Origin of the sequence: Verminephrobacter eiseniae EF01-2, from assembly GCF_000015565.1 — a bacterium.
Lineage (GTDB): Bacteria > Pseudomonadota > Gammaproteobacteria > Burkholderiales > Burkholderiaceae_C > Acidovorax > Acidovorax eiseniae.
In genome coordinates this window covers 865,476-890,544 of record NC_008786.1, presented here as the reverse complement: position 1 = coordinate 890,544, position 25,069 = coordinate 865,476, and the positions used below count along the sequence as shown (strand labels likewise).

Below are 25,069 nucleotides of genomic sequence, written 5' to 3'. Positions count from 1 at the left end.
CATGACCGCAGGAGACAGAAATGAGCCAAGCCTTGCGCTGCCCGAGCCTGCACGCCCTCGCCGCTGTGGTTGCAATCTTGTGCGCCGGCGCCACCGGCGCCCAGGATTTCAACTGGAAAAAGCACCAGGGCAAGACATTGACCTTTCTGGCCAACAACAACCCCGTGGCCAACGCGCTGCTCAAGTACCAGGGCGAGTTCGAGCAGCAAACGGGCATGACGCTCAAGGTCGACGCCTATCAGGAGCAGCAGATGCGCCAGCGCCTGGTCACGGTGATGAATGCGCGCAGCGACGAGGTGGATGTGTTCATGTCGCTGCCCTCGCGCGAGGGCTTGCAGTTCGCCAAGGCCGGCTGGTACGCCGACCTCGCGGAACTGCTCAAGAGCGCGAGCGCCAGGGACTACGACGCCACCGGCTTGAGCGCCGGCATGATCCGGGACGCCACCTACGGCAAGCAACTCACCGGCATTCCGATGAATGTCGAAGGCCCGGTGCTCTACTACCGCAAGGACTTGTTGCGCAAATGCGGCCTGGCATTGCCCGAGAGCCTGACCGGGTTGGAGGCCGTGGCGGCCAAGCTCAAGCGTTGCGAGCCTGGCATCGCGCCCTTCGTCTCGCGCGGCTTGAAGCCTGCCCTGCCATTTACCCACAGCGTGTTCCTGCGCAACATGGGCGGCCAGTACATGAAGGACGGCCGATCGCAACTGTGCAGCCAGGCCGGCCAAGCCTCGCTGGCGCTGTACGCCAGACTGCTCAAGGACTACGGCCCGCCGGGTGTCGTGAACTACAACTTCTATCAGATCTCCTCGCTCTACAAGGAGGGCAAGGCGGCGATGGCCTTCGAGTCCTCGAACGAGTTGCGCAACATGATGGACGGCGGCGCCCGCCTGAAGGACACGGCGGTCGCCGTGCTGCCGGCGGGCCCTGGCGGCTCGCGCCCGACCGTGATCGGCTGGATCATGTCGGTGTCGGCGCACAGCAAGCACAAGGAGGCCGCCTGGTACTTCGTGCAATGGGCCACCAGCCCCGCGATCCAGGCCAGGCTGGCGCTCGACGGGATAGCGCCGCCGCGCGCGGCCGTGGCCCAGGCGCCCGGCTATAAAGCCTGGATGGACGAGCAGCCGGTGCGCTCCGAATGGGTCGCGGCCGTCAACGAACTGGCGCGCACCGGCACTTCCGAAGTGGGCTACCCGATCGCCGCCAATCCGGCCTCGCGCGAGCTCATCGGCCAGGCGGTCACCGAATTGCTGCTCGGCCAGAAACTGCCGGCACAGGCCTGCGCCGATGCGGACAGGCAGCTCGATGCGTTGATCGCCAAAGAGTGATGGCGCTGTTCGAGTTTTCCCCCGCGCACCGCGTGCTGGCGGTGGATGGCGGTTTTCTCGCCGGGTGAACGGGCGATGGGCCGATCGATCCACATGACCATCCCCATGGGCCGATCCATCGGAACCCGCGGCCAGTTGGCCTGTCTGTCGCTGCCGGCGGTGGTCTTCACGAGCGCGATGATCGCCTTCCCCTTCGCCTACACGGTGTGGTTCAGCCTGCACGAATACAGCTTCGGCGCCAAGCCCAGGTTCAACTTCGGCATGAACTATGTCGAGCTGGCCGGCGATGGCGAATTCTGGAACGGGCTGCGCATCACGCTGCTGCTGTATCTGCTGTCGCTGGCGCTGCAACTGGTGCTCGGCACCTGGGTGGCGCTGCTGCTGCACAACGCCAGGAAGCTCTCCGGCATCGTGCGCACGCTGATGATCTCGCCCTTCGTGCTGCCGCCGGTGGTGGTGGGCATGATGTGGCTGGTGCTGCTGGACCCGTCGATCGGCGCCGTCAACTATCTGCTGCAAGCCGCCGGCCTGCCGCGCTCGGACTGGCTGGCCTCGCCGGTGTGGGTGATTCCCACCGTGGCGCTGATCGATACCTGGCAGTGGACGCCCTTTGTCGCGCTGATCGTGCTCGGCGGCCTGCAATCGCTGCCGCCCAGCGTGTATGAGGCCGCGCAGATCGACGGCGCTTCGCGCTCCAAGACCTTCTGGCGCATCACGCTGCCGCTGCTCATGCCGACGCTGGTGACCGCCGCCATTTTGCGCAGCGTGGACCTGCTGCGCTTTTTCGACATCATCTACATCACCACGCAGGGCGGGCCGGGCAACGCATCGAACACGCTCAACATCTACGGCTTCCGCAAGGGTTTCGAGTTTTTCGAGTTCGGCTATGCGAGCGCGCTGATGATCACGCTGTCGGCCATCGTGCTGGGCGCGGTGCTGCTGCTCGTCCAGGCGCGCAAGCGCGTGGCGTGGTGAAACGGGCGCTGCCATGGCGATGAACCCGAAGCCGATGCAACGCCTGGTCCTGCTGCCGATGGCGCTGCTGATATTGCTGCCCATCGCGTGGATGCTGCTCTCGTCGTTCAAGCCCTCGGCGCAGGTGACGGCCTACCCGCCCCGGCTGTGGTTCGGGCCCACGCTGGAGAACTACCGCACGCTCTTTGCCGGCACGCCCTTCCTGCGCTACACATGGAACAGCACGGTGATCACCGCAGGCTCGACCGCCATCGGCTTGCTGCTGGGCACGGCGGCGGCCTTCGCGGTGTCATGGACGCGCATCACCTGGCCGGCCACGGTGACGCTGCTGGCGCGCATGGCGCCGGGCACGCTGTTCCTGCTGCCGTGGTACGTGATGTTCCGCGAGGCCGGCATGATCGGCAGCTACTGGGCGCTGATCCTCACCCATGCGGCGATCACCATGCCCATCGTCATCTGGGTGCTGCTGCCCTTTTTTGACGGCATTCCGCGCAGCATGCTCGAAAGCGCGCAGGTCGATGGTTGCAGCGTGCCGCGCATCCTGTGGCGCATCGCGCTGCCGCTGGTGCTGCCGGGCGTGGTGGTGGCGTCGATCCTGGCGTTCGTGTTCTCGTGGAACTACTTCCTGTTCGCGCTGGTGCTATCGAACAGCGAGACCAGGACGCTGATCGCGGCCTCGTTCAACTTCATCGGCGAGGGCGCGGCCAACTGGGGCGCGCTGATGGCGGCGGCGACGCTGATCGCGCTGCCGCCCCTGGTGCTCGCTTTCATCGTGCAGCGCAGGCTGGTGTCGGGTCTGGCCACGGGCGCCGTCAAAGGTTGAGGAGACGAATCCATGCAAGTTGCCGTTTTCCATGGCGACCGCCACATCACCATCGGCGAGGCGCCCCTGCCGGTTGCCGGTCACGGCGAGGTGCTGCTGAAGGTGCGCCGCACCGCGCTGTGCGGCTCCGACACCAAGCTGTGGCTCAAGGGCACGGACATCACCCCCGGCCACGAGATACTCGGCCTGGTGCAGCAGCCCGGCCATGCGCTCGACGGCCAGCGCTGCCTGGTCTATATCCCGGTGCACTGTGGCGCCTGCGATGCGTGCCGCGCCGGCGACACGCAGATGTGCCTGAACGAGTCGGTGCTGGTCGGCTGGAACCGCCCCGGCGGCTACGCCGAGTACCTGACCGTGCCCGAACCATGCCTGCTGCCGGTGCCCGACGACATCGAGGACGATCTGGCCCCGCTGCTGCTCGACACCATAGGCACGGCCGCGCATGGCATCCGCTTCGTCCAACCGCTGGTGCCGCCCGAGACCAGCCGCCCGGTGCTGGTGCTGGGCGCGGGGCCGGTGGGCATGGGCGCGCTGATGGCATTGCACAGCAGCGGCTACACGGATCTGTATGTGTCGGACCCCAGGGAACGGCGGCTGCAACTGGCCGAGTCGTTCGGCGCCAAGCGCCATCCGGTGGGCGACACCAGCCGGCGCTTCAAGCTCATCGTCGAATGCAGCGGCGCGCATGCTGCGCGCAGCCTGGGCATGGAGATCGTGCTGCCGCGCGGCGTGCTGATCCTCATCGGCGAGAACGACCAGCCCTGGCCGGTGCAGGAGAGCCGGGCCATCCGGCGCAAGGACTTCTACATGGTGCGCAGCTTCTACTTCCCCAAGGGCGACTTCGCGCTCAACCTGGCACTGCTGCGCAGCGCGAAGGCGCGCTACCGCGAACTGGTCGACGCACGGTTCGGCATCGACCAACTGCCCGGGATGTTCGGCCGCTTCGTGGCCGGTGAACTGCTCAAGCCGATGCTGGCGTTTGCCTGAACGGACGCGCAAGACATGGCCGCCATCGAACTGCACCGGCTGGTCAAGCGCTTCGGCGACCTGACCGTGATTCCCGCACTCGACCTGGCGATCCGCGACGAGGAGTTCGTGGTCTTCGTCGGCCCGTCGGGCTGCGGCAAATCGACGCTGCTGCGCATCATCGCCGGCCTGGAGTCCATCGACAGCGGCGACCTGTTCATCGGCGGGCAGCGGGTCAACGACATGCCGCCGGCCCGGCGCGACATCGCCATGGTGTTCCAGGACTACGCGCTCTACCCGCACATGACGGTGCGCCAGAACATGGCCTTCGGCCTGGAGATGCGCAACACGCCCAAGGACGAGATCACCCGCCGCGTGGAGCGCGCGGCGGCCATGCTGCACATGGCGCCGTACCTGGAGCGCAAGCCCAAGGCGCTGTCCGGCGGCCAGCGCCAGCGCGTGGCCATGGGGCGCGCGATGGTGCGCAACCCGCAGGTATTCCTGTTCGACGAGCCGCTGTCCAACCTCGACGCCAAACTGCGCGGCGAGGTGCGCACCGAGATCAAGGCGCTGGCGCAGCAGCTCAAGACCACCATGGTCTTCGTCACGCACGACCAGGTCGAGGCCATGACCATGGCCGACCGCATCGTGGTGCTCAAGGCCGGCGTGGTGCAGCAGTTCGGCACCCCCGAGGAGGTCTACCAGTGGCCAGCGAACCAGTTCGTGGCCGGCTTCATCGGCGCGCCGAGCATGAATTTTTTCGACGTGCAGATCGAAGGCCGCCAGTTGCGTATGGCCGAGGGCCTGCTGCTCGCGCTGCCGCCGCGCTGCGGCACTGTGGCCGGGCCTGCCGGGCCTGCCGTGCTCGGCGTGCGGCCCGAGCATCTGCGCGTGCTGCCCGGCGACGCGCCGGGTTTGCGCGTGCAGATCAGCGTGGTCGAGCCGCTGGGCTCGGACACGCTGGTGTACTTCGAGCGCGCCGGCCAGCGCCACATGGTGCGCGTGGCGCCCGAGCTGCGCCTGCGCCCGGGCGAGCGCATCACGCTGGACCTGGCCATCGACAAATGCCACCTGTTCGACAAAAGCAGTGGCGCCGCGCTGCGCGACTGAGATGCACATGCCCGGCCCCACTGCGCGCCTGATCTGCCTGGGCCTGTCCGCGCTCGACATCACCTGGGAAGTCGACACGCTGCCGCAGGGCAGCGGCAAGAGCCGCGCCAGCGACCTGCGCGAAGGCGGTGGCGGCATGGCGGCGAATGCGGCTGCGGCGGCCGCCAAACTCGGCGCGGCGGTGCAGTTTTGGGGCCGCGCCGGCGCAGACGACGCAGGCCGCGCGATGAAGGCGCAACTGGCCGCGCTCGGCGTCGATGTGACGCAGCTGCGCCTGTTCGAGGGCGCGCGCTCATCGCTCTCGGGCATCGTGGTCGACCGGCGCGGCGAACGCATGATCGTCAACTTCCGTGGCACCGGCCTGCCGGCAGACCCGGGCTGGCTGCCGTTGACCGCGCTGCCCGGTGCCGATGCCGTGCTGGCCGATCCGCGCTGGCCCGAAGGCGCTCTGGCGCTGTTTGGCGCGGCGCGCAAGCAGGGCCTGCCGACGGTGCTCGACGGCGATGTGGGCGATGCAGCCGATGCGGCCTGGTTCGACAAACTGCTGCCGCACACCGACCACGCGATCTTCTCCGCGCCGGGGCTGGCGCACTATGCAACCGGCGCGTGCACGCTCGACGCGCAGTTGCACTTCGCGCTCGCGCGCGGCTGCCGCCTGGCGGCCGTCACGCTCGGCGAGCATGGCCTGCGCTGGGCCGACGCCAGCGGGCTGCACAGCCTGCCCGCATTCGCGGTGCAAGCCGTGGACACCACCGGCGCGGGCGATGCGTTCCACGGCGCGTTCGCCTTCGCGCTGGGCGCCGGCTGGCCTGTGCGCCGCGCGTTGCGCTTTTCCGCCGCCGTGGCGGCCCTCAAGTGCCAGCGCCCCGGCGGACGCGCCGGTCTGCCGGACCTGGCCAGCGCGCTGGCCCTCGTCGATTCCATCAAGGAGTAATTGCCTCATGACAACGCCCCCCCTGCACCTCGGCAAGAAGCGGGGCATGCGCCGCATGGCCACGCCCGAAGGCCACTTCACCATGGTTGCACTCGACCAGCGCCCACCGTTGGCGCAGTTGATCGGCGCCAAGCGCGGCATCGCGCCCGCCCAGGTGAGCTTTGCCGACATGGTGGCCGTCAAGGGCATACTGGCCGACGCGCTCGGCGCGCACGCCAGCGCCCTGCTGTTCGACCCGAACTACGCGCTGCCGGCCGCGCTGCCCAGGCTGCCCGCGCACACCGGCCTGGTGTTGACGCTGGAAGACCACCGCTTTCGCGAAACGCCGGGCGGCAGGCTGTCGCACTCGATCGATGACTGGAGCGTGGAAAAGATCAAGCGCGCCGGTGGCGACGGCGTGAAACTGCTGGCCTGGTACCGCCCCGATGCCGCGCCGAAGGTGCGCGCGTACCAGCAGGACTATGTGCGCCAGATCGGCCGGCAATGCCGCCAGTGCGACATTCCTTTGGTGCTTGAACTGCTGGTCTATCCATTCCCCGGCAGCCACCGCCACAGCCACAGCCCCGGCGCCGCCGGGGCGCCGGAAAAGATGTCCGACGAGACGCCCGAACTGGTGCTGGCCAGCGTGCGCGAGTTCGCCCGGCCCGAGTACGGCGTCGACCTGTTCAAGCTCGAAAGCCCGCTGCCCGGCGCCACGCTGCCGGCGCGCGACGGCGGCGCGGCCCATCAGGCGGCGCAGGGCTGGTTCGGGCAAATGGGCGCGATCTGCGCGGGCGCCGGCATTCCATGGGTCATGCTCTCGGCCGGCGTCACGCCGGCGCAGTTCTTGCGCGTGATGGAGTACGCCTACGCCGCCGGCGCGCATGGCTTTCTCGCCGGGCGCGCGCTGTGGTGGCAGGCGTTGCAGCACTTCCCCGACCTGGAGCGCTGCGCCGAGCAACTGCGCCGCGAAGGCAGCGCCACCTTCGCCGCACTCGCGGCGCTGACGCTGCGCGCCGGCAACGCCTGGCATCCGGACTACAGCGCCTTCGACGCGCTGCAGGCCGAAGGCGAGCTGTGCGCCAGCTATGCATGAATGCGGCGGCGGCGCACCGGGCTGCGCGCCACACTCAGGTCAGATCGCGCACCACGTTCAGCGCCTCTTCCACCCGCTCCACCGGGTGGATGCTCAGCCCCTCGATGGGCTTTTTCGGCGCATTCGCCCGGGGCAGCACCGCCGCGCAAAAGCCCAGTTTGGCGGCTTCCCTGAGGCGCTCCTGCCCGCGCGGCGCGGGGCGCACCTCGCCGGCCAGCCCGACCTCGCCAAAGGCCAGAAAGCCGCGCGGCAGCGCCCGGCCCCTCAGGCTGGAGTGGATGGCCAGCAGCACGGCCAGGTCGGCCGCCGGCTCGCTGATGCGCACACCGCCGACGGCATTGACGAACACGTCCTGGTCGCCGCAGGCCACGCCCGCGTGGCGGTGCAGCACGGCCAGCAGCATGGCCAGGCGGTCCTTGTCCAGGCCCACGCTCAGCCGCCGGGGGCTGGGCCCGCCACTGTCGACCAGCGCCTGTATCTCGACCAGCAGCGGCCGGGAGCCCTCCAGCGTCACCATCACGCAACTGCCCGGCACGGGCTCGCTGTGCTGGCTCAGGAAAATCGCGCTGGGGTTGCTCACGCCCCGCAGTCCCTTTTCGGTCATCGCGAACACGCCGATCTCGTTGACCGCGCCAAAGCGGTTCTTGATCGCCCGCACCAGCCTGAACTGGCTGTGGGTGTCGCCCTCGAAATACAGCACGGTGTCCACCATGTGTTCGAGCACGCGCGGGCCGGCCAGCGCGCCCTCCTTGGTGACATGGCCCACCAGCACGATCGCCACGCCGCTCGCCTTGGCCGCCCGCGTCAGATGGGCCGCGCATTCGCGCACCTGGGCCACCGAACCCGGCGCCGAGGTGAGTTGCTCGGAGTACATCGTCTGTATCGAGTCGATCACCGCCACGGCCGGCTGCATGGCATCGATGGCGGCGAGAATCTTTTCCAACTGGATTTCCGCCAGCACATTGACCTGGCTGTGTTCGAGCCCCAGGCGGCGCGAGCGCAGCGCCACCTGGGCGCCGCTTTCCTCGCCGGTGACATACAGCGTGGGCAAGCCGGCGCGTTGCAGCGCATCGAGCGCTTGCAGCAGCAAGGTGGACTTGCCTATGCCCGGGTCGCCGCCGATCAGCACCACCCCGCCTTCGACGATGCCACCGCCCAGCACGCGGTCGAGCTCGCCGATGCCGCTCGGGCTGCGCTGCACATCGCTGGCTTCGATGGCCGACAGCGGCATCACGCCCTGCGCCTGCGCCAGGCCGGCATAGCGGGAGGCGCTGTAGCGGTGCGTGCCCGGCCCGGTCTCGGCCAGCGCCTCGATCAAGGTGTTCCAGGCGCCGCAGGCCGGGCATTTGCCCAGCCAGCGGGGGCTGGCGCCGCCGCACTCGGTGCAGGTAAAAATGGTTTTTTCTTTGGCCATGGGGAAAGAAGGTGCGGGCTGCGAACTATAGCGGCCGCAGCACGCGCATGACCCGCAGCCGCGTACCATGGCAGGCCCCGCACCCTCGATCCGGAAAGCAACGACATGCACACACCCACCAACCTTTTCAAGCAAGCCATCGCGCAACGCCAGGCACAAATCGGCCTGTGGCTCGGACTGGCCGACGCTTACAGCGCCGAGCTTCTTGCGAGCACAGGCTACGACTGGCTGCTGGTCGACGGCGAGCATGCGCCCAACGACCTGCGCTCGATACTGCACCAGTTGCAGGCCATCGCCAGCGCCACCAGTGCCCTGCCCGCCGGCGCGCCGGCGCCCCATCCGATCGCCCGCGTGCCGATCGGCGACCAGACGTTGATCAAGCAGTACCTGGACATCGGCGTGCAGACGCTGCTGGTGCCGATGGTGGACACGGCCGAGCAGGCGCAGGCCCTGGTGCGCGCCACGCGCTACGCCCCGGCGGGCATGCGCGGCATGGGCAGCGCCATGGCGCGCGCCTCGCGCTGGCAGTCCTATCCGGACTATGTGCACCAGGCCGACCAGCAGATATGCCTGCTGGTGCAGGCCGAAACCGTGCAAGCCTTGGGCAACCTCGACGCCATCGCCGCCACGCCGGGAGTCGATGGCGTGTTCATCGGCCCGGCGGACCTGTCGGCCTCGATGGGCCATCCGGGCCACCCCGAGCACCCGAGCGTGCAGGCCGCGATCCAAGACGGCATCGGGCGCATCCTGCGCGCCGGCAAGGCCCCGGGCATTCTGGTCACCAGCGAGCCCCAGGCGCACCAGTGGCTGGCGGCCGGCGCCCTGTTCGTCGCGGTCGGGGTGGACGCGCAACTGCTGGTCAACGCAGCCAGAAAACTGCTGGCCGGTTTTCGCGCCGTGCCCGCCGGCGGGCAAGCCCCCCGCGCTGCCGGTTACTGAGCGAGTGGCCCGTTGCGTCTGGCTGCGCGGCTGAGCCGCATTCCATTTCTGCCTCGTTCGTGAACGCGCAGGCGGAGCGCAGACCGTACCAATGCACGGCCAGCGGCGCCGGCACAGTGCACGGATGTTTCAGGAATGGAATCAGCCACGCGGCATGTAGATCTGCGCATAACCCTCTTTCAGGGCCGATGTGATCTGGTCCATGCGGCGATCGATGTGGCGCTCGAGCAAACGCGCGCAGCCCGGGCCGTCGCGTGCCTTGAGGGCCAGCAGCGTCTGGCGATGCTCGTTTTGTGTCACCCGCCGGTCGCCGCGCTCCATGTCTGTCCAGCGCACGATATGGATGCGCGCATTCACGTTGCGCAGCACGCGGACCATCTCGAAGTTGCCGGACATCGCCATCAGGCGCTCGTGAAATTGCTCATCGAGCGCGACCAACTGGTCCGTGCTGCGCCCGGCTGCGTCCGGCCCGGTGGCATCGAGAAACGCCAGCAGTGCATCGATGTCCCCCTCCTTGGCGCGCACCAGCGCCAGCCCGATGGCCGCGACCTCGACGGCCTTGCGCAGTTCATACAGCGAGAAGATCTCGTGCACATCCAGGTCGCGGCAATAAAAGCCCTTGCCGGGGACCAGGCGCATCAGCCCTTCGGTGTTGAGGCGATTGAGCGCCTCGCGCAGCGGCGTCCGGCTGACGCCCAACTGGCGCGCGAGTTCGCCCTCGTTGAGCCGTTCGCCGGGTTTGATGGCATAGCCTATGGCCATGCTCCTGACCTGGTCGTAGACCCGATCGGCGATGCTGCCGCCCGATGGCTCCGGGTCCTGCTCTACGGGATTGGCCATGGGCTTTGTCCACTGAATGCGCGCGGCCTCAGGCCGGCGTGAAACCAGTTCACCATCGAGTAAATGTCGTAGACCGGCAGGCCCAGTTGCCTGCGCAGTGCCGCCGCATACGGCGGCATGTTGGTGCATTCGAGAACGATGGCCCCGACCTCGGGAGCGCCCGATACCAGCGCGCGCCCGGCGTCGATGATGTCCTGCTCGGCCAGGGCGATGTCCAGATCGTCTTTCTCGGCCTCGATCAGCACGCGGAAGAACTCGCGCCCGCCCTCCGTGCCGGCGATCGGCGTATCCAGCGGCACACCGGCTGCGCTCAGGTGCGCCGGCGTGAGGGTGCGAGCGCTGACCGTGAGCACGCCCACGCGCTGGCCGGGTGGCAGCAGCGACTGCACCCAGGGCACTTGCAGCAGCGCAGAAGTGGCCACCGGCACGCCCACGGCCGCCGCAAGCTGCTGCTGAAACAACGACAAAAACCCGCAGTTGGTGGTGATCGCCTCGGCCCCCAGGCGCACCAGGTCCTGCGCCGCCGCGATGAAGTCCGGCAGCAGGCCGTGCGCGCCGTCGAGCACCACTTTTTCCGGGCTGGCGCCGGGCACCACCCGGTACAGCACCGGAAACGGCCAAGTCCGGCCATTGCCCATATCCCCCGGAATGCGCGCAAATCGGGCCTCCAGCATCAAGATGCCCAGGGGCGCTCCGTAGACGGCCTTGCCGCCGCGCGCGATGGTCGAGCCTGCCGGTGGGTTCATGGCGGGCCGCATCATGGCGCAAAGGGCCTGGCAAACCGGCGCGGGTCGAAAGGGGCCAGGTCTATCTCGGGCGTTCGGTCGGACAGCAGTTGCGCCACCAGGCGTCCGGTGCGGGCCGCGCTGGCCAGGCCGATATGCCCATGCCCGAAAGCGTGCACCACGTCACGCGAGGCACTGGCGTAGCCTATGCACGGCCGGCCGTCGGGCATGCTGGGCCGGTGGCCCATCCAGTAGTGCAGGCTGGCTGCGGGCAAAGGCGCAGGCAGGCCGGGGAAAATGCGCAGCAGGTGGTCGCGCAAAATCTCGGCCCGGCGCCAGTTCGGCGCGGCCTTCAGACCGGCGATTTCGACCTGCCCCGCAATGCGCAAGCCGCGCTCCATCGGCGTCGCTCCCGCCTTGCAGTCGGACACCATGACCGGTAGCTGCGGTAGCTGGGGGCGCTCGGGCAGCATCTGCGGCGCGTCGACGATGACGTGATAGCCGCGCTCGGTCTCCAGAGGAAGCAGATCGCCGGCCAGGGCGGCGAGCGCGCGCGAGTGCGCGCCCGCTGCAATCACCGCAGCGTCGCACCCGATGTCGGCGCCAGCGGCTCTGACGGCCCGCAGGCGCCCGGACTCGAACCGGAACCCCGTGGCCTGCGCGCAGATCGAGGCCGCGCCCTGCGCGCAGGCATGCGCCACCAGCGCGCCCACATAGGCGCCCGGATCGCGGCAATGGCCGGCTTCGCCCACCCATACACCGAACTGGTAGCGCGGATGCAGCGCGGGCTCGAGCGCGTGCAGCGCGTCGGCCTGCAGTTCCTGCCATCGAACCCCGGTTTTGTGGCGCACGCGCCAGGCCAGGCCGTCGGCCTCGAAGTCCGACCGCGATGGGTAGGCGTGCAGCAGACCACGGCGTTCGATCAACGCGGCAACCCCGGCTGCGCTGGCCAGATCGTGGTGCAATGCCGGCGCATCCACCAGCAACGCGCGCAGCGCATGCGCCGTCTTTTCGACCCGGGCCTCGGTCCAGCCCGAGGCCAGATAGCGCATCAGCCAGGGCGCCACCTGCGGCAGATAGCGCATCCGTATCGCCAAAGGCCCCAGCGGGTCGAGCACGAAGCCCGGCACTTTTTTCCATAGGCCCGGCTCGGCCGGCGCAATGACCGAGTGCGACGACAGCCAGCCGGCATTGCCGTAGCTCGCAGCCTGCTCGCCACCGGCCGGGCCGGCCTCTACCAGCGTGACCCGAAGACCCGCGCGCAGCGCTTCGATGGCACTGACGGCACCGACGATGCCGGCCCCGATGATGACCACATGGCGCGTCATGGCGTGCGGCCGCAAGTGCATGGAGCAGCGCGGGCGCTGCCCCGGGGGGGTGGCAGGTGGGCAAAAGCGCGGGCCATCGGGCGCTCCGGAAAGTGGTCGTGTATCGTACCACTTGCTGAATACAAGTCTGTGCAATACACTGAATTCAGATCGATATTCAGCGCGTGATGCGCAGGGGCGCAGGGGCGCAGGGCGCTGACGCACAGAGCGGCACGGGTCGGCGCAGACCGGCGCCAGTCGGTCCCGCAGCGTCCAACCACCAGGGGGTCCGCATGAAACGCAGACACGCTTTTGCCTCTACTGCATTGATCGGCGCAGCCACGCTATCGGGTGCTTTGACCGCCCCCGGGGCGCAGGCGGCCCGGGCGGCGCCTGCGGCGCCGGCGAAAGTGGCGCTGCCGCGCACCGACTCGACGCTCGATCGCGTGCAAAAAAGAGGCGTGCTCAGAGCCGCAGTCATCCTGGGTCAGGCGCCGTACTTCACCAAGGACCTGATGACGGGCCAGTGGGGCGGGGCCTGTATCGAGATGGCCAACGACATTGCGGCCAAGCTCGGCGTCAGGGTGGAACTGCTGGAGTCGACCTGGGGCCATCAGATCCTCGACCTGCAATCGGACAAGGTGGATCTCGCCTTCGCGGTGAACCCGACCCCGGAGCGCGCGCTGGTCATCGATTTTGCAACGCCGATCCTGGTGCACTCTTTCACCGTGGTCACGCGCAAGGGCTTTCGCAAGCCGCAGACCTGGGAAGACCTGAACCGGCCCGAAGTGCGCATCGCCGTCGACCTGGGCTCGACCCATGAGTCGATTGCGCGCCGCTATGCGCCCAAAGCCGGTATCAGCGCCTTCAAGAACCGCGACGAAGCGGTGCTTGCCGTCGCCACCGGCCGGGCGGACGTGAATGTCGTGCTGGCGGTGCTGGCGCTGCCGATGCTCAAGAAGAACCCGACCCTCGGCGAGATGGTGATTCCGCGCCCGATCCTCTCGCTGCCGACGAACATCGGGACCCGGATCGAGACCGACAAACGCTGGCGCGACTTCCTGAGTGTCTGGGCCGACTACAACCGAGCGATCGGGCAGACCCGCGAATGGATGACCAAAGGCTTGGTAGAACTGGGCATCGCTGCGGGCGACATCCCGGCCGAGATCCACTTTTGAGCGCGCCATGGACTACGCCTGGAGTTTCGGCGCCCTGGCCCCCTACCGCGCGCTGATCGCCCGGGGGCTGGGCGTGACGATGCTGTTCACGCTGTCCACGGTCCTCGCGGGCGTCGCACTGGGGCTGGTTGCCGGCGTCATCCGGACCCACCGGTCGCGCTGGCTCCGGCTGCCTGCCATCGCCTACATAGAGGCTTTTCGTTGCACGCCGTTGCTCGTGCAACTGGTATGGATCTACTACGCGCTGCCGGTCCTCTCGGGCGTGGCGCTGTCGCCGATCATGGCCTGCTTTCTCACGCTGACGCTGTACGCCGGGGCGTTCTACGCCGAGGTGTTCCGCGGCGGCATCGAGGCGGTGGGCAAAGGCCAGTGGGAGGCCGGCGGGGCCTTGGGCATGCGCCATGCCCAGACCTTGCGCAGCATCATCCTCCCCCAGGCCGTGCGCATCATGATTCCATCGTTCATCAACCAGACGGTGATGCAGTTGAAGAACACCTCCCTGGTCTCGACCATCGCCGTGGCAGACCTGCTCTACCAGGGCGCCGTGATCACGGCGGCCATCTATCGGCCCCTGGAGGTCTACACCGTGGTCGCCGTGATCTACTTCGCCGTGCTGTTTCCGTTGACCGTCGCCGCGCAGCGTGTCGAGACCAGACTCGGAACCCGCCGATGAACGCCCCGGCGCCGATCCCCGCCGATCCCCCCGCGTGGCACCGGCATACCGACTGACCCACCCCACCGAGAAAACCTTCCCATGACAAAGATGAACGGCGCCGAGGCCATGGTGCGCATGCTGCAACTCAATGGCGTCAAGCATATCTTCGGCCTCTGCGGCGACACCAGCCTGCCCTTCTACGACGCTTTGGCCCGGCTGGACCACGGCATGGAGCACATCCTCACGCGCGATGAGCGCAGCGCCGCCTACATGGCCGATGCCTACGCCCGCGTGACCGGCAAAGTCGGCGTCTGCGAAGGCCCCAGCGGCGGCGGGGCCACCTACCTGCTGCCTGGCCTGGTCGAGGCCAATGAATCCTCGATCGCCGTGCTGGGCATCACCAGCGATGTCCCGGTCGGATCGCGCGGCAAATACCCGCTCACCGAACTCGACCAGCAAGCGCTGTATCGACCGCTGACGAAGTGGAACGCCCGTGTCGATCGCGTCGATCAGCTCCCGGGCATCGTGCGCAGCGCGTTTCGCGCGATGACCACAGGGCGTCCGGGAGCGGCGCATATCTGCCTGCCCCATGACGTTCAAAAGCATGAGGCAGACGCGCAGGACATCTGGGCACAGCCCGGCCATGACCGCTTTCCGGCCATGCGCTATGCAGCCGATCCGGCCGAGATCGACACTGCCGCAGCCCGGCTGACCGCAGCGCAATCGCCCGTCATCATGTGCGGCGGCGGCCTGGTCATCTCCGGCGCCTGCGGCGAGCTCGACACCTTGGCCAGGCTGTTGAACGCGCCCGTGGTGACGACGATCAGCGGACAAGGCAGCCTGGCAGACACGCACCCGCTCAACGCCGGCGTCGTTGGCGCCAATGGCGGCAGCCATGCCACGCGCGCCATTCTCGGCAACGCCGACCTGGTGCTGCTCATCGGCTGCAGGGCCGGATCGACCTCGACCGAGCACTGGACTTACCCGTCACGACGAATCCCGGTGCTGCATCTCGATGTCGATCCGATGGCGATTGCCGCCAACTACCGCACCGATGTCGCGCTCGTCGGGGACGCCCGGCTGACCTTGAGGGCGCTCAATGCGCTGGTCCATGACCGCCTGGCGCAGCGGCCGCGCAGCGGAGCGGACGGCGCGGCCATTGCCGCAGCCGCGCGCGCGGCCAAGCACAAACACTTCCAGCCGCTGGCAGCCTCGCTGGACCGGCCCATCAAGCCCGAGCGCGTGGTGGATGCGCTGAACCGCCTGCTGCCCGGCAACGCGATCGTCGTCGCCGATCCCGGCACGCCTTGCCCGTACTTTTCGGCCTACTTCAACGCGGCGACACCCGGACGGCAATTCATCACCAACCGGGCGCAAGGGGCGCTCGGATTCGCAATGTCGGCGGGCATCGGCGCCGCCATCGGCCGACCCGATTGCGTCGTGGTGTCGGTCATGGGCGACGGCAGCTTCGGCTTTACCTGTGGCGAGATGGAGACCATGGTGCGGCGCAAGATTCCGGTCAAGATGGTGGTTTTCTCGAACTGCGTGTTCGGCTGGATCAAGGCCAGCCAGAAGGCCGGGTACGGTGAGCGCTATTTCTCGGTGGACTTCGATCGCACCGACCATGCGCGCGTCGCCGAAGCCTTTGGCCTCAAAGCCTGGCGCGTGCAAGACCCGGCGCAGCTCGATGGCGCCATCGAGGCCGCATTGCGGCACGACGGGCCGGCGCTGATCGATGTCATCTCACAGGAGTTGCAGGATGCGGCAACGCCCGTGAGCCAATGGATGGGTTGAGCGCAGCGCAGCAAGCAGTGTGTTTTTGCGATTTTTGAAAAAAATCAGCCGCGACTGTGAAAATTTGCCAAACTCGCCGCATTCAACCCCTTGCATCAGGCCGTTACCTGATGTACAGTCCTGTTCGTTGCGAAGCCTTTCGGTAAGCCTCACGGCACCGACTGATCTCTTGGAACGCTTCTCCTCCCTCCCTCTCTTCTTTCGTTTCAGGAGGCTTCGCAACTTTTTTATTCAGGCCGCTGCTGCGGCGCCAGTACGGTAACACTGGCAGTACGGCGGCAGCACCGCACCACTGAGCGCCCCCGCGATTGCGGCGGGCGCTTTTCTTTTTTCAGTCCCGGGGTTCAGCCCTTGGCCAGCGCCGCCTGGCGAATGCCCTGCAAGGTGCCCGTGGGCGTGATGGCCTCGGGGTCGATCAGGCAGTGCAGCAGGCTGGGCAGGCCGCTGGCGCGGGCGCGGGCCAGCGCGGGGGCGAAGTCTTCGGTGCGCTCGACGCGCTCGCCATGGCCGCCGAAGGCCTGGGCGTAGGCCTTGAAATCGGGGTTTTTCAATTGCGTGGCGCTGATGCGGCCCGGGTATTCGCGCTCCTGGTGCATGCGGATGGTGCCGTACATCGCGTTGTCCAGCAGCAGCACGATGATCGGCAGGCCGTATTGCACGGCCGTGGCGAACTCCTGGCCGTGCATCAAAAAGTCGCCGTCGCCGGCAAACACCAGCACCTCGCGCTCAGGCCACAGGCGCTTGGCGCCGACGCCGGCGGGCAGGCCATAGCCCATCGAGCCGCTGGTGGGCGCCAACTGGCTGGCGTAGCTGGTGAACGGCCAGAAACGGTGCACCCAGGTGGCAAAGTTGCCCGCGCCGTTGCACAGCAGGGTGTCGGCAGGCAGCGTGGCGCGCAGGTGCTGCATCACCTGGCCCATTTGCAGCATGCCCGGAATCCGGATCGCTGCCGGGTCGCTCCAGGCCAGGTACTCGGCATGGGCCGCCCGGGCATGGGCGTGCCATGGCACGCCGGCCTGGGGGCGCAGGCGCTGCAGCGCCGCGGCAAAGGCTTGCGGCGTGGCGTGTATCGCCTGCGCGGGGTGGTAGAGCTTGCCCAACTCGCCGGCGTCGGCATGCACATGGACCAGCGGCTGCGCGGGGTTGGGGATGGCCAGCAGTTCATAGCCCTGCGCCGGCACTTCGGACAGGCGCCCGCCCACCAGCAGCAGCAAGTCGGCCGAGCGGATGCGCGCCAGCAGCCTGGGGTTCGCACCCAGGCCCACATCGCCGCCATAGCAGGCGTGATTGGCGGGAAACAGCATTTGCCGCCGGAACGAGCAGTACACGGGCAGCGACCAGTCCTGAGCAAACGCGGCGAATTCGCGCACCGCCTGTGCCGACCAGCGGCTGCCGCCGACGAGCGCCACCGGCTGCCGGGCCGCTTGCAGGCGCTGGGCCAGTTCGGCCATTTGCGCTGCGCCCGGATGGGTTTCGGTCACCTGGCAGGGCAAGGCATCGGCCACCGTGGCGGCTTCGGTCAGCATGTCTTCGGGCAGCGCCACCACCACCGGCCCGGGGCGGCCCGAGGTGGCAACGCGGAACGCGCGCGCGACCAACTCGGGCACGCGGGCCGGGTCGTCGATCTGCACCACCCACTTGGCCATGGTGCCGAACACGGCGCGGTAGTCCAGTTCCTGAAACGCCTCGCGCCCCAGCGCGCCGCGCGCCACCTGGCCGACGAACAGGATCAATGGCGTCGAATCCTGCTGCGCAATGTGCACCCCGGCCGAGGCATTGGTCGCCCCCGGCCCGCGCGTCACGAAGCAGATGCCGGGTTGGCCCGTGAGCTTGCCCTGGGCCTCGGCCATCATCGTGGCGCCGCCCTCCTGACGGCACACGGTGACGGCAATGCAGGCATCGTGCAACGCGTCGAGCACGGCCAGGTAGCTTTCACCGGGCACGCAAAAAAGCTGCTTGACGCCGTGGGTGACGAGCTGATCGACCAGGATCTGGCCGCCCGTGCGGCGGGGGTTGGCAAGGGGTGCGTCGATGGTCACTTGAGAAAGGTCTCCAGGGGCTTGTCGTTCGGGCTGGCGATCGAGGCCCTGAGCGTGCTGCCCATCGGCAGGTTCAGGCTCAGGTTCTTTGGCGGGATCGGCGCGACGAACCACTTGGCGTAGATTTTTTCCAACTCGCCGCTTTGCATCAGGCGTATCAGCACGCCATCGACGGCGGCCTTGAAAGCCGGGTCGTCCTTGCGCATCAGCAAGGCAATCGGCTCGCTGCCCAGGGCCTGGCCGACGATGCGGAAGTGGCCCGGGTTTTTGGCGCTCGCGATCATGCCGGCCAGCAGGTTGTCATCGAGCACAAAGGCATCGACCCGGCCGGATTCGAGCAGCAAAAAGCTCTCCGCATGGTCCTTGCCCAGCAAGACGGTGATCGGGGCGCCCAGCGTGCGTTCGAGCTTGCGCAGCATCTGCACCGCCGTGGTTCCCGTCGATGCCGCCACGGTGCGTCCGCCCAGTTGGTCGACCGAAGCGATGCCCGAGTCGGCGCGCACCGCCATGCGCACTTCGCTCACGTAAGTGGTCACGGCAAAGGCCACCTGCTGCTGGCGCGCCTGGTTGTTGGTGGTCGGGCCGCAGCCGATGTCCAGCGTGCCGTTTCGCACCAGTGGCAGCGTGTTCTGTGCCGTCACGGCCATGTATTCGAGCTTGGCCGCAGGCGCGATCTGCCGGAGCACCCGCTCGCACAGTTCCACATGGTAGCCTCGTGTCGCGTCACCGATCATCTGTCGGTCCGCGCTGGCCATCGAAGCGCATCGCGGCGTTGCATCGCTTGCCAATACAGCTCGGTATGGGCAAGCGATGCGCCTTGCGCTGCGCTCCGATGGCTGCGCGCAGCCTACGACATCTGATCGGTGACGCGACACCAGGTACTTTTCATTCGCGCCCAGCGCATAGGCCATCGGGGGCGATGACTCGCGCACCCCCAGAACGGCCTTGCCGCTGGCCTCGATCTTCTCCAGCGTGGTCTGCGCTGCGCCGGATGGCTGGGCCCACGCGCCAGCGGTGCACACCAGGGCGGCAACGGTGGCGATGATCACGGTGCGGCGCGGGGAAAAGGCCATCGGTCGTCTCCGGGAGTGCTTGTTTCCAGCGGCGCGCAGGTCAGCCATCGATATCGAAAGTCACGCCCTGCGCCAGCGGCAAGGCCGTGGAGTAGTTGATGGTGTTGGTGGCGCGGCGCATGTAGGCCCTCCAGCTGTCGGCGCCGGCCTCGCGGCCACCGCCGGTTTCTTTCTCGCCACCGAAGGCGCCACCGATCTCGGCGCCGCTGGGGCCGATGTTGACGTTGGCGATGCCGCAATCGGAGCCTGCCGCCGACAGGAACTGCTCGGCCTCGCGCATGTCGAGGGTGAAGATCGATGACGACAGGCCCGCGCCCACGGCGTTGTTCAGCGCGATGGCTTCGTCGAGCGACCGGTAGCGCAGCACATACAGGATGGGCGCGAAGGTCTCATGCAGCGCCGGGCCTTCATGCCGGGCCAGTTCGACCAGCGCCGGGCGCACATAGTAGGCCGCGTCGCCCGCAATGCCCTCGACCCGGTTGCCGCCGTGCACGGTGGCGCCCAGTGCGCGGCTTTGCGCCAGCGCCTGTTGCATGCCATCGAACGCCATGCGGTCGATCAGCGGGCCCACCAGCGTGCCGGGGCTGCGCGGGTCGCCCACCTGCACGCGGCCGTACACCCCGATGAGCCGGGGCACCAGGGTCTGGTAGACACTGTCGTGCACGAACAGGCGGCGCAGCGTGGTGCAACGCTGGCCTGCGGTGCCCATCGCGGCAAAGGCGATGCCGCGCAGGGCCAGGTCCAGATCGGCCGTGGGGGCGACGATGGCGGCGTTGTTGCCGCCCAATTCCAGAATGCCGCGCGCAAAGCGGGCCGCCAGGCGCGGCCCCACGGCGCGGCCCATGGCGGTGGAGCCGGTGGCCGAGAGCAGGGCTACGCGGGCATCGTCGACCAGCGCCTGGCCGGTGGCGCGCTGGCCGACGATCAGTTCCAGCAGCCCTGCCGGCGCAGCACCGAAGCGCTCCAGCGCGCGCCGGGCGATGGCCAGGGTCGCCAGCGCCGTGAGCGGGGTTTTTTCCGACGGTTTCCAGACCACGGCGTTGCCGCACACCAGCGCCAGCGCGGCGTTCCACGACCACACGGCGACCGGGAAGTTGAAGGCCGTGATCACCCCGCACACCCCCAATGGATGCCAAGTCTCCATCATGCGGTGGCCGGGGCGCTCGGTGGCGATGGTCAGGCCGTACAGTTGGCGCGACAGGCCCACGGCAAAGTCGCAGATGTCGATCATCTCCTGCACCTCGCCTTGCCCTTCGGACGGTATCTTGCCCGCCTCCAGCGTCACCAGCCCGCCGAGCTCGTCCCGGGCGGCGCGCAGTTCTTGCGCCAGCAGGCGCACCAGTTCGCCACGGCGCGGCGCAGGCAGGTTGCGCCACTCCAGAAACGCCGCTTGGGCGCGGCCGATGGCGGCGGCGACCTGGGCCGGCGTCGACTGCGGCACGGCGCCCAGCGTTTCGCCGGTGATCGGCGAGCGCACCGGCAGGTCGCCCCCGGTGTAAGCGGCCCGGGGCACGCCCAGGCGTTGCAGCAGCGCATCGGCATCATGCGCGAGGGGGGTGGCAGGGGTGGCGGACATGGCAGCTTTCGCAGTCGAAGGCACAGGCGCTCATATCTTACGCACCTCTTACGCACCTCGCCCGGTGCCAACCCGTCACGACCCCTCGGGCCATTCGATCGGCAGCCATTGCATCTGGCGCAGTTCGCTGCATGTCCCCGCGCGTATGCGCAGCGCGAGCGCAGCACGGCGTGCATGCCCTCGCGCCCGGCGACGGCTTGCCTGTGTCGTCGGGCCCGATGCCCGAGGCCCTGTCCCTGACCGTGCGGGACTGGCGCTCGGCAGCAGCGGCATCGCCGCAGTGCCGCCGTCTCGGGACGCGGCCCCTGCCGCTGCAAGACCATGGCCTGCGCATATCGCAGCGCCGCCTATCGGACAAAGGCCCGGCCCAATCCCAGCGCCCGTTCGACGATCATGATCACGGCCAGCGTCAGCAAGATCAACAACACCGAGGCGGCGGCAACGAGCGGGTCGGCCTGGTTGTAGACGTAGTGGTAGAGCGCGACCGGCAGCGTCGTGATGCGCGGGCCGGTGAGAAAAAGGCTGATCACCACTTCATCGAACGACACCAGAAAGCACAGGGCCGCCGCGGCCACGATGCCCGGCAGCATCAGTGGCACGGTGACCCTGAAGAACACCACCATCGGCTTGGCCCCGAGGGTGCGCGCGGCCTCCTCGCAGGCGCGGTCCTGGGTGCTCAGCGACACCGCCAGCACCCGCAGCGCGTAAGGCAGGGTCAGCACCAGATGGGCCAATACCAGGCCCTGCATCGTGGCCAGCAAACCCAAGGCCGCAAAGACGATCAGGATGGCCAGGCCCAGCACGATGCTCGGCAGCAGCAGCGGCGCCGTCAACAGGTTCAGCAGCAGTTGCTTGCCGCGAAAGTCGAGCCGGGCCAGCGCCCAGGCCGCCGGGGCGGCAACCACGATAGACACCGTGGTGACGATCGTGGCCAACACCAGACTGGTCGAGAATGCCTTGAGCATTTGCGCGTTCCCGAACAATGCCGTGTACCAGCGCGTCGACCAGAAGCTCGGCGGAAAGCGCAGCACCTGATCGCCCGAAAACGACAGCGGCAAGACCAGGGTCACCGGCGCCAGCAGGTAGGCGAACAGGACCAGCACCAGCAAGCGCATGGGCCAGGATGTCTTGTGGATTTCCAACATGCCTTGCCCCCTTCAGTCGAGCTGTTTGAGCACCACGGAATAGACCCACAGCGCGGCGCCGAAAACGATCAGCACCAGCAGCGACAGCGTGGACGCCAGCGGCCAGTTCAGTGTCACGATGGCCTGGTCGTAGATTTCCGTGGCCAGCAGGAACACCCGCCCGCCCCCCATCAGATTGGGCGTGATGAAAGACGAGACCGCGAGCACGAAACACAGCAGACAACCGAGCGCCATGCCCGGCAATGTCAGCGGCAGGATCACGCTGCGAAACGTCCGCGCCGGGCTGGCGCCCAGCGTGCGCGCCGCTTCTTCGATGCGCGGGTCGAGCCGCCCGAACCCGGCCATCAGCGACAAGATCATGTAGGGCATCAGGATCTCGGTCAGGCCGATGAAGACGCCCTTGATATTGAACATCAGGCTCGGCGCCGGCAGCCCCAGGGCCGAGATCACGGCCCGCACCGGCCCGTCATCGGTCAGCAGCGCGATCCAGCCATAGGTGCGCACCACGGCGGAAGTGAGCAACGGCGAGATCACCAGAACGCTCAGGAAGGTGCGCCAGGCGCCCGAGGCGCGGTGCAGATACAGCGCAATCGGATACGAGAGCAGCAGGGTTGCCAGCGTGATCGCAAGGCTGATCCATGCCGAATCGAACACCAGCTCCAGGTAGAACGGGTCGCTCAGGACTCCGGCCCAGTTCTTCCAGGTAAACACGCTGGCGATCTCGCCCCCGAGACGGGCTTCGTTGAACGAGTAACGCGCCAGACTGAGCATCGGCAGGATGAAGCCGATGACGTTGATCAACGCGATCGGCAGCAGCAAGAGGGCGGCCAGGTGGCCCTGGCGCCAACCGTGCGGCGCCCAAGGCCCCGTGGCCAGGCCCGTGGCGGCGGCGCTCGCTGGAGCACCTTCGCCTTCGGCTGCGGTATGAGCGCCTGCGGGCCGTGCGGCACTCATGCGTCGCCCGCTGGATAAACCAGCGTGTCTTGAACCGACCAGTGCAAAACCACATGGCTGCCGACGGGCAGCGCGGCGCGATGGCGCTGCGTGGCCTCCTCGACGACGAACTCTGCGCTGCCGGCCCGAACGCCATACTGCACCAGGTCGCCGACGAAGCTGATGCTCGATATGGCGCCCGCGATGCGGTTGCGCTCTTGCGCGCCGGCCTGGGCCGGCGGCAACGCAATGCCGATGCGATGGGGCCTGATGAGCACATCGACCGCGCCGGGAGCGAGCCGGCCATGGGCCTTCATGGCTTGCCCGGCCGCAGTCAGCGTGCCGCCGGCATCGACGCTGCCTTTGAGCTTGTTGGTGCGACCGACGAAATGGGCCACGAAGGCGGTTGCCGGGCGCTCGTAGACCTCGGTCGGGGTGCCCAACTGCTCGATGCGGCCGCTGCGCATCACCACGACGCGATCGCACATGGACAAAGCCTCGGCCTGATCGTGCGTCACGAAGACCGCCGTGATCCCGCTTTGCTGTTGCAACGCGCGGATCTGCACGCGCATCTCGTCGCGCAGCTTGGCATCGAGGTTGGACAGCGGCTCGTCGAGCAGCAAGATGGCCGGCTCGATCACCAAGGCCCTGGCCAGCGCCACGCGCTGCTGTTGGCCGCCGGACAGTTCCCTGGGCTTGCGCTGCGCCAGATGCGCCAGTTGCACCATCTCCAGCGCCCGCTGCGCGCGCGCCTGCACCTCGCGCGCCGGCAGCTTGCGCATCTTCAGGCCGAACTGCACATTGCGCGCCACATCCATGTGCGGAAACAGCGCGTAGCTTTGAAACACCATCCCCATGTCGCGCTCGTGAATGGGCAACTGCGTGATGTCGCGCCCACCGACCGTGATGCGCCCGCACGAGGAGCGATGCAGCCCGGCAATGGTTCTGAGCGTGGTCGTCTTGCCGCAGCCCGAAGGGCCGAGAAGGGCCACCATCTCCCCTTTGCGGACCGACAGATCGAGGCCGGCGATGACGTTGACCGCGCCGAAGTTCACGCCGACGCCTTGCAGTTGCAGGTGCGCGTTGGTGACGCTCGAATCTGGCATCGCGCTCTCCTTCGGGCCTGGGCCGTCAGTTTCCCGCCGGTTCACCGCTCGACCGGCCTATCGGCTCAGCGGGATCACGCGGCGGCGCCACTGCTCGGTAATGGCTGCGCGCATCCTGGCCACCTCCAGCCAGTCGATGGCCATCATCCGGTCCATGGCGCCGGCGGCAGTCCTTTGCAGCGCCGCCTTGGAGATCAGCGGCACCGCCCGGGTGTTGGTCGGCGCGTAGAACATCTGCTCGGCGAAAGCCGCCTGTGCTGGCGCGCTGAGCGCGTAATCGATGAATTTCCGGGCACTCTTGCCGGCCGGCCCCCGGTGGACCAGGCCCAGCACATTGATCTGGAAAACGCTGCCTTCCTGCGGCAACACGACACCGAGCTTGCCGGCGGACAGATCGGCGTAGACCTGCGCCCTGGCGTTCCAGCCAATGCCGATCGCGGCGGTGCCGCTGGCGATGGGCTGGTAGACATCCGGTCGGGGGTCCCAGGTCTGCACATTCGGCGCCAGCTTGGCCAAGCGCGCGATGCCGGCATCGACCGTTTGGACATGGCTGGTGCCGCCAGCCATCTTGTCGGCGATGATCGTCAGGGCAATGCCCTGGATGTCGGGAACGGCAGGGATCGAGACCTGCCTGGCGTACCGCGCGTCCCACAGCGCGTTCCAGGAAGTGGGCGCCGGCCTGACCTTGTCGGTGTTGTGCAGCAGCACCAGGTTGTCGAAGGTCACGCCCACGGCATTCACGCCCTCGACCCTGGCCTGCGGGTAGAGATCGCCGAGATGCCGGGTCACCGTCTCGTCGATGGGGACCAGCAGGCCCTCGGCCGTGGCCGCCTTGGCCACCGATACATCCATGATGACGATGTCGATCTGGGGCGCGCCGGCCTGCGCGCGCAGGGTGCCGAGCATCTGCGCCGAGTTCGGGCTGGCGTGGAACTCGACCTGGATGTCCGGGTTGGCTTTCCTGAATGGCTCGACGACGGCCTTGGTGTAGTTTTCCTGAAAGATGCCGGGGTAGCCCGTCAGAACCACGGTGTCGGCCAGCGCCGCAGTCGCGCACAGTGACAGCAGCGCGGCCAGTGCCGCGCCAACGATGCGTTTGAATCCGTTCATCAGGTTCTCCTTGCATGGGTCGATGGA

22 protein-coding genes are annotated in these 25,069 nt (G+C 68.0%); 11 read left to right on the top strand and 11 right to left on the bottom strand.

What is annotated here, in order from left to right:
* Positions 1 to 20 precede the first annotated feature (20 nt).
* The 7 genes from VEIS_RS03930 to VEIS_RS03900 all read left to right on the top strand — a co-directional run bounded on the left by VEIS_RS03930 (position 21) and on the right by VEIS_RS03900 (position 7,208).
* The gene (locus VEIS_RS03930; RefSeq protein WP_011808598.1) at positions 21 to 1,325 is read left to right on the top strand and encodes an ABC transporter substrate-binding protein; all 1,305 of its coding nucleotides are present in this window, start codon (positions 21 to 23) and stop codon (positions 1,323 to 1,325) included.
* A 105-nt stretch (positions 1,326 to 1,430) separates the two neighbouring features.
* Positions 1,431 to 2,300, top strand: coding sequence for a carbohydrate ABC transporter permease (locus VEIS_RS03925; protein ID WP_083758722.1), 870 nt, complete (start codon positions 1,431 to 1,433; stop codon positions 2,298 to 2,300).
* A gap of 13 nt (positions 2,301 to 2,313) precedes the next feature.
* Positions 2,314 to 3,123 carry a carbohydrate ABC transporter permease gene (locus tag VEIS_RS03920; RefSeq protein WP_011808596.1) on the top strand — a complete coding sequence of 270 codons (810 nt, stop codon included), beginning with the start codon at positions 2,314 to 2,316 and terminating at the stop codon, positions 3,121 to 3,123.
* A gap of 12 nt (positions 3,124 to 3,135) precedes the next feature.
* A complete protein-coding gene (locus tag VEIS_RS03915; protein ID WP_011808595.1) occupies positions 3,136 to 4,110 on the top strand; it encodes a zinc-dependent alcohol dehydrogenase family protein in 975 nt (324 codons plus the stop codon).
* Between the two features lie 15 nt (positions 4,111 to 4,125).
* The gene (locus VEIS_RS03910; RefSeq protein WP_011808594.1) at positions 4,126 to 5,199 is read left to right on the top strand and encodes an ABC transporter ATP-binding protein; all 1,074 of its coding nucleotides are present in this window, start codon (positions 4,126 to 4,128) and stop codon (positions 5,197 to 5,199) included.
* A 7-nt stretch (positions 5,200 to 5,206) separates the two neighbouring features.
* The gene (locus VEIS_RS03905; protein ID WP_232287837.1) at positions 5,207 to 6,133 is read left to right on the top strand and encodes a PfkB family carbohydrate kinase; all 927 of its coding nucleotides are present in this window, start codon (positions 5,207 to 5,209) and stop codon (positions 6,131 to 6,133) included.
* 7 nt (positions 6,134 to 6,140) lie between these two features.
* On the top strand, positions 6,141 to 7,208 hold the full coding sequence (locus tag VEIS_RS03900) for a tagatose 1,6-diphosphate aldolase (RefSeq protein WP_011808592.1): 1,068 nt from the start codon (positions 6,141 to 6,143) through the stop codon (positions 7,206 to 7,208).
* Between the two features lie 34 nt (positions 7,209 to 7,242).
* Here VEIS_RS03900 and radA read toward each other — a convergent pair whose 3' ends face one another.
* Complete coding sequence (radA, locus tag VEIS_RS03895; protein WP_011808591.1) at positions 7,243 to 8,622, bottom strand: DNA repair protein RadA; 1,380 nt, start codon at positions 8,620 to 8,622, stop codon at positions 7,243 to 7,245.
* 105 nt (positions 8,623 to 8,727) lie between these two features.
* On the opposite strand from radA, the gene VEIS_RS03890 reads away from it, so the two are divergent.
* Positions 8,728 to 9,561, top strand: a complete 834-nt coding sequence (locus VEIS_RS03890) for an aldolase/citrate lyase family protein (RefSeq protein WP_011808590.1) — start codon at positions 8,728 to 8,730, stop codon at positions 9,559 to 9,561.
* Positions 9,562 to 9,702: 141 nt separating this feature from the next.
* Here VEIS_RS03890 and VEIS_RS03885 read toward each other — a convergent pair whose 3' ends face one another.
* From VEIS_RS03885 to VEIS_RS03875, 3 genes are read right to left on the bottom strand one after another with little or no spacing between them, the layout of a single operon-like run.
* Entirely contained in the window at positions 9,703 to 10,401 is a 699-nt protein-coding gene (locus VEIS_RS03885; protein WP_011808589.1) for a GntR family transcriptional regulator, read from the bottom strand.
* Positions 10,386 to 11,147, bottom strand: a complete 762-nt coding sequence (locus tag VEIS_RS03880) for an aspartate/glutamate racemase family protein (RefSeq protein ID WP_086014386.1) — start codon at positions 11,145 to 11,147, stop codon at positions 10,386 to 10,388. Before VEIS_RS03880 ends, VEIS_RS03885 begins: the two co-directional genes overlap by 16 nt.
* A gap of 11 nt (positions 11,148 to 11,158) precedes the next feature.
* Positions 11,159 to 12,454: an NAD(P)/FAD-dependent oxidoreductase gene (locus VEIS_RS03875; protein WP_041949793.1), complete on the bottom strand. Its 1,296-nt coding sequence runs from the start codon at positions 12,452 to 12,454 to the stop codon at positions 11,159 to 11,161.
* A 272-nt stretch (positions 12,455 to 12,726) separates the two neighbouring features.
* Between VEIS_RS03875 and VEIS_RS03870 the strand changes: the two genes are divergently transcribed.
* The 3 genes from VEIS_RS03870 (at position 12,727) to VEIS_RS03860 (ending at position 16,060) form a co-directional block, all read left to right on the top strand.
* On the top strand, positions 12,727 to 13,611 hold the full coding sequence (locus VEIS_RS03870; protein ID WP_011808586.1) for a transporter substrate-binding domain-containing protein: 885 nt from the start codon (positions 12,727 to 12,729) through the stop codon (positions 13,609 to 13,611).
* A 7-nt stretch (positions 13,612 to 13,618) separates the two neighbouring features.
* Entirely contained in the window at positions 13,619 to 14,284 is a 666-nt protein-coding gene (locus VEIS_RS03865) for an amino acid ABC transporter permease (protein ID WP_011808585.1), read from the top strand.
* An 81-nt stretch (positions 14,285 to 14,365) separates the two neighbouring features.
* Positions 14,366 to 16,060: a thiamine pyrophosphate-binding protein gene (locus VEIS_RS03860; protein ID WP_011808584.1), complete on the top strand. Its 1,695-nt coding sequence runs from the start codon at positions 14,366 to 14,368 to the stop codon at positions 16,058 to 16,060.
* A 344-nt stretch (positions 16,061 to 16,404) separates the two neighbouring features.
* Here the strand turns inward: VEIS_RS03860 and VEIS_RS03855 are convergent, their stop codons facing one another.
* The 7 genes from VEIS_RS03855 to VEIS_RS03825 form a co-directional block, all read right to left on the bottom strand.
* Entirely contained in the window at positions 16,405 to 18,099 is a 1,695-nt protein-coding gene (locus VEIS_RS03855; RefSeq protein ID WP_011808583.1) for a thiamine pyrophosphate-binding protein, read from the bottom strand.
* A complete protein-coding gene (locus tag VEIS_RS03850) occupies positions 18,096 to 19,172 on the bottom strand; it encodes an amino acid ABC transporter substrate-binding protein (protein WP_011808582.1) in 1,077 nt (358 codons plus the stop codon). The genes VEIS_RS03855 and VEIS_RS03850 overlap by 4 nt, the downstream gene beginning before the upstream one ends.
* Before the next feature lie 40 nt (positions 19,173 to 19,212).
* The gene (amaB, locus tag VEIS_RS03845; protein WP_011808581.1) at positions 19,213 to 20,748 is read right to left on the bottom strand and encodes an L-piperidine-6-carboxylate dehydrogenase; all 1,536 of its coding nucleotides are present in this window, start codon (positions 20,746 to 20,748) and stop codon (positions 19,213 to 19,215) included.
* Between the two features lie 347 nt (positions 20,749 to 21,095).
* Complete coding sequence (locus tag VEIS_RS03840) at positions 21,096 to 21,893, bottom strand: ABC transporter permease (RefSeq protein ID WP_011808580.1); 798 nt, start codon at positions 21,891 to 21,893, stop codon at positions 21,096 to 21,098.
* Positions 21,894 to 21,905: 12 nt separating this feature from the next.
* Positions 21,906 to 22,847 (bottom strand): ABC transporter permease, encoded by a 942-nt coding sequence (locus VEIS_RS03835; RefSeq protein ID WP_011808579.1) that lies wholly within the window; start codon positions 22,845 to 22,847, stop codon positions 21,906 to 21,908.
* Positions 22,844 to 23,932, bottom strand: a complete 1,089-nt coding sequence (locus VEIS_RS03830; RefSeq protein WP_011808578.1) for an ABC transporter ATP-binding protein — start codon at positions 23,930 to 23,932, stop codon at positions 22,844 to 22,846. Before VEIS_RS03830 ends, VEIS_RS03835 begins: the two co-directional genes overlap by 4 nt.
* A gap of 57 nt (positions 23,933 to 23,989) precedes the next feature.
* On the bottom strand, positions 23,990 to 25,042 hold the full coding sequence (locus VEIS_RS03825) for an ABC transporter substrate-binding protein (RefSeq protein WP_041949792.1): 1,053 nt from the start codon (positions 25,040 to 25,042) through the stop codon (positions 23,990 to 23,992).
* Positions 25,043 to 25,069: the final 27 nt, after the last annotated feature.

Bases quoted from the DNA above. Each gene is read 5' to 3' on its own strand.
- VEIS_RS03930 (WP_011808598.1), top strand. From the start codon at position 21: ATGAGCCAAGCCTTGCGCTGCCCGAGCCTGCACGCCCTCGCCGCTGTG.
- VEIS_RS03925 (WP_083758722.1), top strand. From the start codon at position 1,431: ATGGGCCGATCCATCGGAACCCGCGGCCAGTTGGCCTGTCTGTCGCTG.
- VEIS_RS03920 (WP_011808596.1), top strand. From the start codon at position 2,314: ATGGCGATGAACCCGAAGCCGATGCAACGCCTGGTCCTGCTGCCGATG.
- VEIS_RS03915 (WP_011808595.1), top strand. From the start codon at position 3,136: ATGCAAGTTGCCGTTTTCCATGGCGACCGCCACATCACCATCGGCGAG.
- VEIS_RS03910 (WP_011808594.1), top strand. From the start codon at position 4,126: ATGGCCGCCATCGAACTGCACCGGCTGGTCAAGCGCTTCGGCGACCTG.
- VEIS_RS03905 (WP_232287837.1), top strand. From the start codon at position 5,207: ATGCCCGGCCCCACTGCGCGCCTGATCTGCCTGGGCCTGTCCGCGCTC.
- VEIS_RS03900 (WP_011808592.1), top strand. From the start codon at position 6,141: ATGACAACGCCCCCCCTGCACCTCGGCAAGAAGCGGGGCATGCGCCGC.
- radA (WP_011808591.1), bottom strand. From the start codon at position 8,622: ATGGCCAAAGAAAAAACCATTTTTACCTGCACCGAGTGCGGCGGCGCC.
- VEIS_RS03890 (WP_011808590.1), top strand. From the start codon at position 8,728: ATGCACACACCCACCAACCTTTTCAAGCAAGCCATCGCGCAACGCCAG.
- VEIS_RS03885 (WP_011808589.1), bottom strand. From the start codon at position 10,401: ATGGCCAATCCCGTAGAGCAGGACCCGGAGCCATCGGGCGGCAGCATC.
- VEIS_RS03880 (WP_086014386.1), bottom strand. From the start codon at position 11,147: ATGAACCCACCGGCAGGCTCGACCATCGCGCGCGGCGGCAAGGCCGTC.
- VEIS_RS03875 (WP_041949793.1), bottom strand. From the start codon at position 12,454: ATGACGCGCCATGTGGTCATCATCGGGGCCGGCATCGTCGGTGCCGTC.
- VEIS_RS03870 (WP_011808586.1), top strand. From the start codon at position 12,727: ATGAAACGCAGACACGCTTTTGCCTCTACTGCATTGATCGGCGCAGCC.
- VEIS_RS03865 (WP_011808585.1), top strand. From the start codon at position 13,619: ATGGACTACGCCTGGAGTTTCGGCGCCCTGGCCCCCTACCGCGCGCTG.
- VEIS_RS03860 (WP_011808584.1), top strand. From the start codon at position 14,366: ATGACAAAGATGAACGGCGCCGAGGCCATGGTGCGCATGCTGCAACTC.
- VEIS_RS03850 (WP_011808582.1), bottom strand. From the start codon at position 19,172: ATGGCCTTTTCCCCGCGCCGCACCGTGATCATCGCCACCGTTGCCGCC.
- amaB (WP_011808581.1), bottom strand. From the start codon at position 20,748: ATGTCCGCCACCCCTGCCACCCCCCTCGCGCATGATGCCGATGCGCTG.
- VEIS_RS03840 (WP_011808580.1), bottom strand. From the start codon at position 21,893: ATGTTGGAAATCCACAAGACATCCTGGCCCATGCGCTTGCTGGTGCTG.
- VEIS_RS03835 (WP_011808579.1), bottom strand. From the start codon at position 22,847: ATGAGTGCCGCACGGCCCGCAGGCGCTCATACCGCAGCCGAAGGCGAA.
- VEIS_RS03830 (WP_011808578.1), bottom strand. From the start codon at position 23,932: ATGCCAGATTCGAGCGTCACCAACGCGCACCTGCAACTGCAAGGCGTC.
- VEIS_RS03825 (WP_041949792.1), bottom strand. From the start codon at position 25,042: ATGAACGGATTCAAACGCATCGTTGGCGCGGCACTGGCCGCGCTGCTG.